Source organism: Rhodoferax saidenbachensis, assembly GCF_001955715.1.
Classification (GTDB): domain Bacteria; phylum Pseudomonadota; class Gammaproteobacteria; order Burkholderiales; family Burkholderiaceae_C; genus Allorhodoferax; species Allorhodoferax saidenbachensis.
This window is the reverse complement of the sequence record NZ_CP019239.1, coordinates 791,522-804,262: the sequence shown is the minus strand read 5'-3', so window position 1 is coordinate 804,262 and position 12,741 is coordinate 791,522. Positions and strand designations below refer to the sequence as shown.

The following is a 12,741-nucleotide window of genomic DNA, read 5'->3' as shown; positions in this document are numbered from 1 at the left end:
CCCAGTCGGTGATGCAATGTGCGGACAGTGTCACCGCGCGTTTCCACACAGCCTCGGCCAGAAGCAGTCGTTGGTGACTATCTGCTAGCGGGCCCACGAATGGGTGATTCATGTGCCTTTTTTCATTGCATGAATCACTCCTGTCGTGGTGATCCTTCAAGAGAAAGCTGGATCTCGAGCCAACGGTAGCTGAATCCCCGATTCGGCAAAAACCTCGCGCACGACAGTGAGTCCATTGAGCGCTGCAGGAAACCCCGCATAGACCGCCATTTGCATCACCACCTCGACCACTTCTGCAGGTGTGCAACCCACGTGCAAAGCGGCATGCACATGCACGCGCAGTTGAGGTAAAGCATGGCCGAGGGCGCACAAAGCCGCGACTGTCGCCAGTTCCCGCTCACGCAAGCCCAGTTCCTTTCGCGCATAGATGTCACCGAACGGGAACTCGACCAGGTAGCGTGCAAATTCGGGAAACGACCTCCCAAGTGCTTCAACCACAGCGAGTCCTGCGGGGCCGTCTACGGCAGCCAGTGTGGCCGCGCCACGTTCATAGCGCTCGTTGTTCATCGCGCGTCTCCTGTTCAGTAAGCAAGTTCATGAATCCCCTTTAGAAATTGATACAAGCCACTTTAGAAGAGTCTTCCAGCGCGTGGAATGACCAAATTCGTGATACCTTTGTGATATGACTGGTCGCCTGGATTCACGCTCGCTCACGCTTTTTCTTGCCGTCGCGGATGCGCTGAGCTTTCGCCAGGCGGCTGAAGCGTTGCACCTGTCGCAACCGCCGCTGAGCCGAGCGATCCGGGAACTGGAAGAGCGTTTGGGCATGCGTCTGTTCGACCGCAACACACAGGGCGTGACCGTCACCGACGCCGGGCGCAGGCTGTTGCCCTATGCGCGCAGCATCGCGAAGTTGTTGCGTCAGGCTGAAGCCGAGCTGGCGTCGCAGGCGGTCCCCGCGACCTTGCGACTGGGATTGACCAGCTCCGCAGAGCCAACGTGGTTCCGCGGTCTGGTGGAAAGGCTGGAAGCCCTGCACCCAGGGACCGCCGTGTCCGCGGTTTCTGACACATCGCCCAGGCTCGTGCGGCAACTTCGTGCCGGCAAATTGGATGCCGCCTTCATCGCTCTGCCTACAGACACGCGTGAACTGGATGTCATGGAACTCGACCGCCTGCCGATGGTGGTGGCCATGCGGTCTTCTCATCCACTGGCAAAGCGCAAGGTGGTTCGATTGACCGACCTGGCTCTTGAGTCTGTTTTTTGGTTTGAACGTGCACGCCAGCCTGCGTTTTACGACCACTGCCAGCACATCTTCAACCGGTACGGCTTCGCGCCCCCAAAACTTCGGGAGCCGGCCGACCATCACGTACTACTGGCAGAAGTGGCCGGCGGGCGTGGCATGGCCCTGTTGCCCAAGTCCTTCATCGGCTTGCGGCGCGCGGGGGTCGTATACCGAGCTCTGGCTGAGGGGGATGAGCTGGCCGTGGGTATCGGGCTGGCTACACCCAAGGATCGGCAAACGGTACGAAGTATGGTGGCCCAGGCGGTACGGGCGACTGACGTTTGACGGTAGCTGATGACGGCGCAAGTCGCGCTCAACTTTAAGGGGGACCCGGTTTGGGCCATAACAAGTCAGTCGCGACCGACCGCTCTGGGACGCTGACCAGATCAATGACTGGGCCATTGAGGTGTGTAATCCTCAACAGATGTCTCGTTGAAAAGGTGACGAACAATGCGTATTCATGAACTCAAGCAGCCTATCGAGCCGCCAAACAAAGTATCAATCGCCAGGGGTCTGTGCTCCCTAGTTGAGAGTCTGCCGCCAGACATAAACACCGAGCGGGGCTGCCTGGAAGATGCATTTACGTTCCTTAACGCGGAGCCGCCAAACGTAAGCGCCGCATTGAATGAGTTGACGCGCGGCTACGCCCACGCCTTCCGAGGTCTGCATCGCGAGACCAGACCGGAGGTCTGGCTCATTGCCGCCGCAGTCGAACTGCTCAGATAGCGCGGGTCTCCAAAAGGCTGGGTGCAGTCGTTCGATACAGGGCCCTCGAGCATCAGCTCCACCAGCAACAGACCTTTGGTGCTTTGGACACCGCATCGGTGCGTCGACTGGGCTGATGGAGACGATTGATACACTTCCGACAACAAGGGAGTGATAAATGCTGACCGACGTCTTTTTCCGCCGGTACGAGAAGCGACCGATGTTCAACGCAGTCGGTCCGAAAGAGTCCGCTCTGTTCGTTCAGGCTTACCGCATCGTCAACGAGGACATCTGGAAGTACTACAGCTGGGAAAAAAAGGTCGACGAGCGCGTCAAGGCGATCTGGACTAGCCTTCATGATCGCCTGGCCCGTGAGATTGGCATCACTGAGCTGTCTGCGCGCCACTACTCCTACCAGACCGAGTGGATGGGCAAGCCCATCACGAACTCGGGTTCGTACGACATCAATTTGGTCGTACAGGCATGGATGAATGCCAAGTGCACGGACACCATGGACCCTGATGCATTCGTAAAGCGTCGTCTGAGCTTCATCGAGCTGGCATTCCGCGAGCGTGAGAGCCAGATTGACGAGCTGAACGAGAAGCTGCCAACGGAACTCAAGCAAGCCGCCCTGCAGGACGCGATTGCAAGAGCGAAGCACACCGGCATGCGTGTTCCTGGTTCCCGTTCTGATGGTGTGAAGGCACAGAACGAGTTAACGAACAGTATGTTCACTTCGCAGGTGCACGAGTTGAACGAGCGCTTCAAGCAAGCCGGCATGCCGCTGAACTACCACAACGGCTTCATCCAGATCACGCAGGACGCGCTGGTGCAGGCGCAGATTGAGCAGCCATTCTGGGACCTTGTGAAGGAACCTAAATGGAAGAACGTCAGCACCGACATGGCAACGGCCATTGACCTTCGCGACACCGCTGGCCCGGACCCATCGTTCTACGCAGGCCGGGCTCTCGAAAGCACGATCAAGATCATCAGCGAGGAGAAGAACTGGAACACCGGCACTGAGAAAGGCGTCGGTGGGTACCTGAACAACCTGACCAGCAAGACGAATGGTTCGTTCATCGCTCCATGGGAGCACGAGTTGATGCAGCGCTTCTTTTCGGATGTGCGGAACGACTTGGCACACGGTCCGGGCTCGAAGGAGATGCCCAAGCTAACGGCGCAGCAAACCGATCACACGATCGAGTTCTGCATGTCCTGGGTCAAGAGTCTGATCGCTCGGCTTTAGCCGCTTTCTAGGCAGCCTTCTCACGCCCTCCCGGCGCTGCAAAGGCGGCGATCACTGCAACCTTGATCATGTACTTTTGAACCGAGTCGAATGACGGCAATCCACTATGCAGCTGTCCATCGGCCAGCGCAAAGCAAGGACTGCAATCGCCCTGCATAGGCGACCTCGGCAAGGCCGCCTCATTTGTATCAGATCGGATGTCCGCTTTTGGGCAGCTAATCCAGGAGTGCGGAGGACCGCTTTGGGTCGACTCCTGACGGGGGCGTGGGGCGAAAGGCGGCAACCTACCACCTCGATAGCTCCGGCTGCGTCCCTTTATGTCTTGGTCCGAATACACTATTTTGTGACGAATGGTTAATGGAAGCGCCACCACAAATGGGATCGGCGATGCAGCGCATTCTTGTGTGCCAGAATCCGCCCACTTATTTTCTCGGAGCAACAGATTGAACAAAGCTGGATTGATTGAAGCGCTGGTCAAAGAGACCGACATGTCCAAGGCCGCAGCTGGACGAACCATTGACGCCCTAGTGGAAATCATCACCAAGACCGTGGCCAAGAAGGAAGATGTGCAACTGATTGGTTTTGGTACCTTCAAGGCCACCAAACGCGCCGCACGTAAGGGCAAAAACCCACGTACTGGTGAAGCCCTGAAGATCGCCGCCGCTACTGTGCCAAAATTCACAGCCGGTGCAGCCTTCAAGGCCGCAGTAAACAAGAAGAAGTAAACCGGTACGGTTCAAACAGAGAGGCGGCAGTGGTGCGTTACCACTGCCGCCTTTTCTTTTGTTGATGATTTTTATTGCTTTAGTAGGAGTGCCAATCGCATGAGTTCACTGATCGATTCCCTCAAGTCTGAAATTGCCCGGGTTGCACGCAAGGAACTCAAAGACGAATTGCTCGCCTTACGTAAGGGGATGACATCGCACCGCTCTGAAATTGCCGCATTGAAGCGCCAGGTCAAATCGCTGACCTCTGCGCTCAAGGCCAGTATCCGAGCATCCAAGGGGAGTGACAAAGCGCAAGCAAGTACACCTGACACAGCTCCACGCATTCGTTTCAGTGCTGAACGCTTTGCGGCTTGGCGGGCCAAGATGGGGATCACGCAGGCTCAGACTGCACAGCTGTTGGAAGCTTCTGCACTGTCTGTCTTCAAATGGGAGTCAGACAAAGCACAACCGCGAAATGCACAACTGCACAGGATTGCCGCAGTGATGAAGTTGGGGAAACGTGAGGTTTTGAAGAGGTTGCAAGAGTAGTTGAAAAGGCGCCGTCTTTTCGTAATCGCCAATTCCTACTCCTTCGGGTAAGGCAACGCCCGCCTTATGACTTTGGTCAATAGTCGCTGTCGACCCAAAGCGGTCTTCGACCGAAATAGACTCATCGCCCGATAGCAGACGTTCGGAACTACCCAGCAGGTTGGTACGATCGGCGGCCGAAATGAGGTGGAAGCAGACGTTCAAGAATTTACGCAGCGGGGCTATTTGGATGGGAGGCATGGCAATTGAATGATTAGCCGTCAAAGTTTGCATCAGCTATTTGCCAAATGGAGTCCTCATTGGCAATAACGAACTGGCCGCCCGCGACCTGAACGTTCTTCCCGATGCCGCGATCCGCATCGCCTAGTGCCACTGGTGATAGTCCGCAGTCGTCCTCACTTGGCGAGCCCACTGTCGTCAAAACGGGGCTACCGAATTTCTAGTGCATTTTTTCGGTCTTGACTGTCGAAAGTACGACGCGCCTTGCGAAAGTCTTCGGCGTTTTCAACGACCCAAGTCCAAATAGGGGACATACGGATCAATAGATCCATGCCCAGCGAAGTCAGCTCGTACTCAACGCGGGGCACTTTCTCATCGAACTCCCACCGCATCAGCAGACCGTCACGCTCCAGGGAGCGTAGCGTCTTCGTCAACATTCGCTGGGTCACACCGGTCATCTGTCTCTTTATCTCGGCATGACGCAACGTTCCGTACACACCCAAGGCGTGCAGGATGCCCAATGACCAGCGGCTGCCTGCGTGAGCGAGCACTTCCCTCCTGACCCCATCGTCATCTTCTCTAAGCGTTTGACAGATGGCTTCAGCCTGCCTTAGCGCTTCACCATCGATGATGACTTCCCTTGGTATCACACGTGTGCCTTCTTGTGAGCGTTGCGCAATCGTGCAACCATCTGTTCATCTTACAAGCAACAAGTCTCAGGACAACTCATGACCCAGGTGAACCACCTCCCCCCCCAATCGATTCTCGTTTTAGGCGCCGGCGAACTCGGCCTTCCGGTTTTACGCAATCTCGCACGTGTGGCCAAGCGCGCGCCCGGGTCAAAGATCAGCGTCTTGCTGAGGGCGTCGTCCATCAACACCCAAGTGCCTGAGAAAAAGGTAGCGATCGAGGAACTCCGCAGTCTTGGCATCCAAATGGTCGCCGCAGACCTGGTGACCGATTCGATCGATCAGCTTGCTGAAGTCTTCGCACGCTTCGATACCGTAATCGGCTGCGCAGGCATGGTCGCGGGTCGAGAAACCCCGATGAAGTTGGCTACAGCTGCACTCAAGTCCGGTGTGAAGCGCTACTTTCCATGGCAGTTTGGCGTCGACTTTGAGGTGATTGGGCGGGGCAGCCCTCAGGATTTATTCGATGCTCAGCTCGATGTGCGCGAGTTGCTTCGTGCCCAAGACAAAACTGAATGGGTCATCATCTCGACCGGTATGTTCACCAGCTTCCTTTTCGAGCCCCTATTCGAAGTGGTCGACCTCGAAAATGACACAGTGAACGCCCTGGGCAGTCTTGAGACCAGCGTGACTCTCACTACACCAGACGACATCGGTACTCTGACCGCGGAAATCGTCTTCTTCGAACCCCGCTTCCGCAATGAAATCGTCTACCTTTCTGGCGACACAGTGACGTATGGGCAGGTCGCAAGCATGCTTGAACGTGTGCTGAGCCGTCCATTCAAGCGCAACGTTTGGACTGTTCCGTACCTGATGCAGGAATTGGAAAAAGACCCAACTCATCACATCAAAAAGTACCGCGCGGTGTTCGCGCAAGGCAGAGGCGTGGCCTGGCCCAAAGCAGGCACTTTCAACGATCAGCAGTCGATTCAAGTTACCACCGCCGAACAGTGGGCAACGAAAAACCTCGAGGGCAAATGAACGCAAACTTAGATAGCTGAAAGGGCCGCACTTACCTCGCGACTCTAAGTCCCCGTACCGCCCGCCCGAAAGTATCCATTGGTAGACGTCCGTTTCGGCCCTTGAACGGCTGTCGACCCCTAGCCGTCGACCCGAAGCGGAATTCGCGCAACTCACATTCATGACCTGTAAGCGGTCATTTGGCACAAGCCCGCCAGGCGGGTATCCGCGCGAAGATCCAGCGTGCCCGGCCAGGTCTCACCTAGCTCTTCTGAAAGATAGGGCAGCAGCCCGCCGCGACACTTTGCAGCGACGGGGTCCCATCGGAGATCGGACGTCTGCGCGGGCCATCAGGGGGATGACTTTCGATCCGTTTGGAGCAGTTCTCTTGCCATCTCGATTGCCTGATCACGTGAAGCAGCAAGAAGCATAGGGTAGCCCCAGAACTTGGCGAATATCACAGCAAATGCCTTGAACCCAAGACGTTTTGCCGAGTTGGGCTCGACCAGGATCATTGCCAGAACCAGCCTTCGCAATTCAACCTTGTTCTTTTTCATCCAGAGCGCGGTACGTTTCTTGTCTTCCGGCGAGTGCTCATGGTCTTCGGCGGGTACTGTATCGGTCAAGAGTACGAAGGGCTCACCTCGCTGCAAATTGGCCTCGAATTCCTCGAAGTCCTTCTGGTGATCATGTCCGGGTTCTTGCGTAAGATTCATCCAGACCAAAGGGAAGTCAGAGCTATTCATCGACATCACCATTTATCTTGTGGTTTGATGCCACGCCATGTGGCCGCAATGGCGAACACGCCGGGCAACGCAATAAAGAATACTGCTGAAAAGGCAACGTGCCAACCGTCGCGCAACCCGTCGGATATCCCCCCAAGGGTATTCAGAACGACAAGCATGCTGCCGAGGACCAGTGCAACCCACTGAGTCCTACGGGTTCCGATAAGTGCGAAAAGCACCGTGACAATCCAAGAACCGTAGAATGCGGAAAACATCCACAGTACGCTGGGCTCAAACGTAATCGCCGGTGTCGCTCCTTGCACTCTCAAAAAGTCGTTTACGTAGAAGAACAACTGGAAGGTTACAAATAGAACGGCACCAGCTGCTGTCGTCAACCAGAACAAGGCGACCTTGTTTGGATTGCTCACGGCTAGGTCTTGGGCGGATCGTAGGGAGGGCTGAAGGGACATGGAAGCTTTCCTATAGTTAATGGGTTGTATTTCTGCGGATGTCAGATGGGTGAATCGATCGTCTGTGGGGAATCAATATCTATAGTCCAGCGTCACCATCACATTGCGTGGTGCGCCATAGCTGACGGTATCGAAATCGCCCTTCTGTAGCGCGTACGTCTTGTCGAACACGTTGTTGATGTTGATGGTCACGTTGGTCTTCGTCGTGATGGCGTAACGCCCCATGAGTGATACCAGGGCATAGGAACCTTGTTCCCCGCCCAACGAACTCGTGCCAGTGTTGGGCGTCTGGTAGAAGCCGCTTTGCCACTGGACACCACCGCCGAGCGTCAACTTGCTCAACTCTCCGGGCAGCTGGTGGGTGGTGGAAAGCTGAGCTGTCGTGCGCGGTATTTGCGAATTCAAGCGGACGCCGTCGCCATCTTGCGCAGTGAAGTGGGAGATACCTGCGTAGACCTTCCAGCCACGCGCCAGCTCGCCCTGCAAATCCAGCTCGATCCCGCGTGACTTCGTCCCATCCGCGCCTTTGTAGGCCTGGGCGCCACCTGGCGTGTAGGTTCCGGCGATCATTTGCGCCGTGTTGTCCAGCTCGGTCTCAAACAAGGCCACCGACGCATTTAGACGCCCTTTCATGTAAGTACCTTTGAGGCCCAGTTCCTTAGTTTTCCCCTCTGACGGCGTGAGCACATTTCCCTTGTTGTCCTGATAGCCTGTTTGCGGATTGAAGATACCCGTGTAGCTGACATATGCCGAATAGCCTTCGTTGATGTCGTAGATCAAGCCAGCATACGGAGTGAACTCACCGCTCTTTTTGTAGTGCAACGACGTTCCGCTGGCGATGTCGTCAATTTCGTAGTTGCTTAAGCGACCTCCGACGATGAGTTTCAGAGCTTCAGCCAGCGAAAGCCGGGCTGCGCTATAGACACCGCTCTGCTTGATTCGGGTGCTGGTCGGTATCGAAGTCATGGCACCGAAGTTAGGGCGGGGATAGGCTGGACTGAGGTTGTAGACATTGACCGGTGCAAAGCCCGGATAGAAGGGCGCGATGTCATCCTGGCTGGCCGTGCGGTCAGAAATCGTCGCACCCACAACTAGGTCATGTTGGCGACCCAGCAGTTCGAAGGGGCCTCTTGCCATCATGTCGAATGTGTTTTGACGGCTGCGACCTTCGGACGCCAGCGCGACCGGATAGGCCCCATTGGGAGAGACGCCGAGTCCCGTGGCGCGATCGGGGCGGCCGACCAAGCCGAGCAGTTCGGCATCGTATTCCGTGCGGTACTGGTTAGCAATGGCCCGAAGGCTCCAGCCGTTTTCGAATCGCTGCTCGATCTCAGCAAACACCGTTTTAAGGCTATTGTCCCAATGGCTCCAGTCCTGCGCGTAGGTCTTGGAGCGTGAATATTCCGCCTGCGTTCCGTCGCTGAACCATAGCGGCAAGCCTCCCCAGGTGGAGCCCTTCGGCGTGATGCTCTGGTAGTCATACCCCAAACTCACTGTCGTGTCTTGGGTCAGATCTGCCTCGATGAGGCCGTAGAACGCTTTCCTCTGCGGCTTGTAGCCATCGATGTACGAGTCTCCGTCCTGATACGTCCCAATAATGCGTGTGCGGATACGCCCATCCTCGGTCAACGGTGTCGATATGTCGGCCATTCCCCGGCGGGTACCCCAGCTCCCCGCCCCGAGTGAGGCGGATGCCGAAAAGTCAGGGGTAGTTCTTTTGCGCACCAGGTTGATCGCGGCGGAGGGATTGCCGGTGCCGGTCAGCAATCCGGAGCCTCCGCGCACTACCTCGACACGGTCATAGAACGCTGTATCGAGAGAGCCGATGCCACTCCCATTGACGATGTTGCCGACGACTGTGGGTACGCCATCGTACTGAACGTTGTTGATCAAGAATCCACGCGAATAGAAACTCGTTCGTTCGCTGTCGGATTGGTATGGCGTGACGCCCGTGGTGTTCTCCAGCACGCCCTGCACCGAATTCAATTGCAGGTCGTCCATGCGCTGGCGCGTGATCACTGTCACGGACTGCGGTGTTTCCTGCAACGACAGCGGCAGGTGCGTCGCTGTGGTCTCGTTTGTGGTGTAGAAGCCGGTACCTTCAGTGGTCGCATTATCCATGCGCCCCGTTACGGTAATCGCCGGCAAGACCCTCTCTTCTTGAAAGGCACCTCCTGTCTTGTCTTGGACCTGCGCTGATTCAGCGGCGAATGCGCCTTGCGTGTTGACGAGAATTGCCGCCGCAACTGCCGTGCCCAACACGGTGAGGAGCGAGTTCCTAATGGTGTCCGTGTATGGCCCATCCAGACGAGGATAGACGTCAACTACTCCGCGCTTTTGGATTGAGCAACGGGTTTTCCCAGCAGTCATGAAGGCATTCATTAACAATAATCATTCGTATTTGAGTGCCGTATTTAACAATTGGGAGTAGGGAATCCGATAGTGAAACTAAGCCAGATTGTTATTCAATTAGGCCAATAGTGACCTCCTCGGTGTGCTGGCTGCATTGAGATATATATTGGACTTATTGCGAAAAATCGCAAACTGTCAGCGTGGGTATGCTGCGCCTAATTGTGGTTTGCCGCACCTCAGCTCAGCGCGCTTGACCGGCCGAACAAGCGTCAATATGGCATGCGACATGTTTTCATTGAAAACTTGGCTGTGCGTAAACATCTGCAATCGCAGGCGTCTGAGCGGGGCTTCGTTCTCGACGAGACGTCAGTTTTCAGAGAATCACGGCAACTCCGCATGGGAAGATAGCGGACGCGGAGAGCAGTCGGTGGTCCCCAGCCAACAGACAGAACCAATCGGGGTTGATTCAATCGAAGAGCATAATGCCGGGCACAGAAGCAAGCTCAGCGCCGCTCATGCGATCCGAGAGGTAACGTGCCGGAGGTTTGCCCACCGCCTTGCGAAACATGGTTACGAACCCACTGGCGTTTTCATAGCCAAGCTCCAACGCCACAGTTTGCACACTTTCACCCTTGGTCAAACGTTGGAGGGCCAATATCACATGCAACTGCCGACGCCAGCGCCCGAAGCTGATTCCAATCTCGTGCAGCAGAAGACGGCTCATGCTTCGTTCGCTCATTCCAATGTGAGTAGCCCAATCGGCCTTTGAGGTCTTGTCCGTCGGGTCGGCCAGCATCATTTCCGCGAGGCGGCGCAATCGGGGATCGCGTGGCATGGGCAGGTGCAAGTCTTCCACCGGTGCAGTCACCAACTCATCGAGCAATGCGGCAATCAGCCGATCTTCCCGCCCCCCTGGCGCGTACAACTCAGGAAAACTAGCCACCTTCAGTAGCAACTCACGTAGCAATGGCGATACCGAAATCGTGCAACAGTTTTTCGGAAGATCCTCTGCGGCGTCAGGCTCGACAAACAGGCAATAGCATTCCGTTTCACCCGCTCCCCGTGCCGAGTGAGGCAAGTCTCCCGGTATCCATATGGCGCATTGCGGCGGCACGATCCAGACGCCGTCTTCGATTTCGCAGTTGAGGATGCCGCGTACGGAGTAGATCAGTTGCGCCTTGCGGTGCTGATGCATCGCATTTTCCCAGCCCTTTGTAACCGATGTGGCACTCAAAGCCACAACGACTCGCGAGACGCCGTCGATGTCCAGCGGCGCAATTGGATCGGTGATGGCAATGCTCGACATGAGTGCAGTCCTTAGTTGGAAGTAGCGGAAACTTGACCTAAATGGAAAATATTATGATCAAATTTCTCAATAACGTCTAGCCAGTCCGCAGGTATGTAGCGATCAACCATGCTGCAACTCAAATAGCAGAGCAGATAAGGACTATCTCCCAATCTCGTGGTTCCGTGGCCGCTCTCAAAACCGGACGTTGGCCGTAGTCAGCCCCTGGCCCGAACTTGCCGCAGCAGTCGACCCAAAGCGGGCTTCCGTAGCCCCAGACTCATGGCCGGATAGCGGACATTTAAGATTGACCCGCTAGGCGGGTACGATGGACAGCCGAAATGCAGCGAAAGGCGACATTCCAAAATTCACCCGAATGAATGGGATTTCCCCGTCCCGAGCAAGCTGCGCGCTCATAGGATAGCGGTTTGCGGCAACTCAGCGCCATGATGGAGAGGTCAAACTTATCATCAACTTGTTCTGAGAAGGGAAGACCATTGTCACCCTATGTCGGCTTAACGGCGATGCGCCAGCCCGCCTTCGCAACTGAGGTCAAGAATGTCACCGGCAGAAACCGCTCGATCACCTCGAAGTTGGTCTTAGCGTGAGCGGTGAGTTCCGTGCAGGTATAGGTAGCCTCTCGTCCACGCTTCCACACCGCCAAGGCCAGTGGCAACGCCCATTGATCGGCCAGGTGCGGACCTAGCGCGGCCTCACTCAGCTGATAGGCGCGCACTTCACGCACCAGGTCACGCGCGACCTTTTCGGCGCTGACGCCCTTCTCGCCAAACTGCGTGAACACCTCACTGAGGTTCTCGTAGACCAGAGTGGCCAGTAACGCGTTGCCTGGACCTTCGTTTTGGCGCACAGGGCCGATGCGCAGTTGCTCCTCGTTCCAACCCAGAGCCGTTCCCAGTTGTTCCAACTCACGCTGGGCCACCTTGCGAGGCAGAGCCGGCGCGAAGCATTCGGCAAAGCCTTCCTGCTTCGGTCCGCGCTCAGTCAGATCGAACGGTTGCAGCTTGTCCTCGGCGGGCCAAATCGTCACTTCGATTTCACCGCCGCCGGCCGGGTAGAAGCCCAGCCGACGCAGGGTCAGCTCGACGTTCGCACCCAACTTTCGCATCAGCGGCGCATAGCTGCGCTCCAGGAAATGGAAAGGCGGAGCCATCGGGTTGTGGGTGCCTCCACCCAGCTTCAGACGGCTCGGCGCGTCGGCCAGCAGCAGTGCAGGCCATACGGTCTGAAGCACCAGCGTGCAACTGCCCGCTGTGCCGACGTTGAAGTTGTAGTCGCCCGCGCGTAGCTTGCCGGGCGTGAAAGCCAGCGACTGAGAGTTCATCTCTGCGCCGTGAACCTCCGCGCCGCAGACTTCTGTGGCTGCATTCACGCAGGTCAGGTGTTGGCGCATCAGACCAGGCTTGTTACGGCCGACCCGGATGCGGGCCAGGGTGAAGGGCTGGCCCGTGCACATAGACAGGGCCAGCGAGGTGCGCAGAATCTGTCCGCCGCCTTCGCCGACGGAACCATCAATTTCAATCATTTCTTG

12 protein-coding genes are annotated in these 12,741 nt (G+C 56.5%); 5 read left to right on the top strand and 7 right to left on the bottom strand.

Features of this window, described 5'->3' with window-relative positions; genetic code table 11:
- Positions 1-156 precede the first annotated feature (156 nt).
- Entirely contained in the window at positions 157-567 is a 411-nt protein-coding gene (locus tag RS694_RS03870; protein WP_029707315.1) for a carboxymuconolactone decarboxylase family protein, read from the bottom strand.
- Between the two features lie 115 nt (positions 568-682).
- Here RS694_RS03870 and RS694_RS03865 point away from each other — a divergent pair, with 115 nt between their 5' ends.
- The 4 genes from RS694_RS03865 to RS694_RS03845 all read left to right on the top strand — a co-directional run bounded on the left by RS694_RS03865 (position 683) and on the right by RS694_RS03845 (position 4,492).
- Positions 683-1,570, top strand: coding sequence for a LysR family transcriptional regulator (locus RS694_RS03865; protein ID WP_029707313.1), 888 nt, complete (start codon positions 683-685; stop codon positions 1,568-1,570).
- A gap of 598 nt (positions 1,571-2,168) precedes the next feature.
- Entirely contained in the window at positions 2,169-3,236 is a 1,068-nt protein-coding gene (locus tag RS694_RS20585) for an AbiJ-NTD4 domain-containing protein (protein WP_029707311.1), read from the top strand.
- A 443-nt stretch (positions 3,237-3,679) separates the two neighbouring features.
- Entirely contained in the window at positions 3,680-3,961 is a 282-nt protein-coding gene (locus RS694_RS03850) for an HU family DNA-binding protein (RefSeq protein WP_029707310.1), read from the top strand.
- A gap of 99 nt (positions 3,962-4,060) precedes the next feature.
- On the top strand, positions 4,061-4,492 hold the full coding sequence (locus RS694_RS03845; RefSeq protein WP_029707309.1) for a transcriptional regulator: 432 nt from the start codon (positions 4,061-4,063) through the stop codon (positions 4,490-4,492).
- A 428-nt stretch (positions 4,493-4,920) separates the two neighbouring features.
- Here the strand turns inward: RS694_RS03845 and RS694_RS03840 are convergent, their stop codons facing one another.
- A complete protein-coding gene (locus tag RS694_RS03840; RefSeq protein WP_244898408.1) occupies positions 4,921-5,262 on the bottom strand; it encodes a winged helix-turn-helix transcriptional regulator in 342 nt (113 codons plus the stop codon).
- 177 nt (positions 5,263-5,439) lie between these two features.
- On the opposite strand from RS694_RS03840, the gene RS694_RS03835 reads away from it, so the two are divergent.
- Positions 5,440-6,381: an aromatic alcohol reductase gene (locus RS694_RS03835; protein WP_029707307.1), complete on the top strand. Its 942-nt coding sequence runs from the start codon at positions 5,440-5,442 to the stop codon at positions 6,379-6,381.
- A gap of 329 nt (positions 6,382-6,710) precedes the next feature.
- On the opposite strand, the gene RS694_RS03830 is transcribed toward RS694_RS03835, so the two are convergent.
- The 5 genes from RS694_RS03830 to rtcA form a co-directional block, all read right to left on the bottom strand.
- The gene (locus tag RS694_RS03830; RefSeq protein WP_029707306.1) at positions 6,711-7,112 is read right to left on the bottom strand and encodes a hypothetical protein; all 402 of its coding nucleotides are present in this window, start codon (positions 7,110-7,112) and stop codon (positions 6,711-6,713) included.
- Positions 7,112-7,513: a hypothetical protein gene (locus RS694_RS03825; protein WP_037247175.1), complete on the bottom strand. Its 402-nt coding sequence runs from the start codon at positions 7,511-7,513 to the stop codon at positions 7,112-7,114. The genes RS694_RS03830 and RS694_RS03825 overlap by 1 nt, the downstream gene beginning before the upstream one ends.
- A gap of 114 nt (positions 7,514-7,627) precedes the next feature.
- Positions 7,628-9,925 (bottom strand): TonB-dependent siderophore receptor, encoded by a 2,298-nt coding sequence (locus tag RS694_RS03820; RefSeq protein ID WP_241463975.1) that lies wholly within the window; start codon positions 9,923-9,925, stop codon positions 7,628-7,630.
- 448 nt (positions 9,926-10,373) lie between these two features.
- A complete protein-coding gene (locus RS694_RS03815; protein WP_029707303.1) occupies positions 10,374-11,213 on the bottom strand; it encodes an AraC family transcriptional regulator in 840 nt (279 codons plus the stop codon).
- Between the two features lie 484 nt (positions 11,214-11,697).
- Complete coding sequence (gene rtcA, locus RS694_RS03810) at positions 11,698-12,735, bottom strand: RNA 3'-terminal phosphate cyclase (RefSeq protein WP_029707302.1); 1,038 nt, start codon at positions 12,733-12,735, stop codon at positions 11,698-11,700.
- Between the last annotated feature and the right edge of the window lie 6 nt (positions 12,736-12,741).

Bases quoted from the DNA above. Each gene is read 5' to 3' on its own strand.
- RS694_RS03870 (WP_029707315.1), bottom strand. From the start codon at position 567: ATGAACAACGAGCGCTATGAACGTGGCGCGGCCACACTGGCTGCCGTA.
- RS694_RS03865 (WP_029707313.1), top strand. From the start codon at position 683: ATGACTGGTCGCCTGGATTCACGCTCGCTCACGCTTTTTCTTGCCGTC.
- RS694_RS20585 (WP_029707311.1), top strand. From the start codon at position 2,169: ATGCTGACCGACGTCTTTTTCCGCCGGTACGAGAAGCGACCGATGTTC.
- RS694_RS03845 (WP_029707309.1), top strand. From the start codon at position 4,061: ATGAGTTCACTGATCGATTCCCTCAAGTCTGAAATTGCCCGGGTTGCA.
- RS694_RS03835 (WP_029707307.1), top strand. From the start codon at position 5,440: ATGACCCAGGTGAACCACCTCCCCCCCCAATCGATTCTCGTTTTAGGC.
- RS694_RS03830 (WP_029707306.1), bottom strand. From the start codon at position 7,112: ATGTCGATGAATAGCTCTGACTTCCCTTTGGTCTGGATGAATCTTACG.
- RS694_RS03820 (WP_241463975.1), bottom strand. From the start codon at position 9,925: ATGACTGCTGGGAAAACCCGTTGCTCAATCCAAAAGCGCGGAGTAGTT.
- RS694_RS03815 (WP_029707303.1), bottom strand. From the start codon at position 11,213: ATGTCGAGCATTGCCATCACCGATCCAATTGCGCCGCTGGACATCGAC.
- rtcA (WP_029707302.1), bottom strand. From the start codon at position 12,735: ATGATTGAAATTGATGGTTCCGTCGGCGAAGGCGGCGGACAGATTCTG.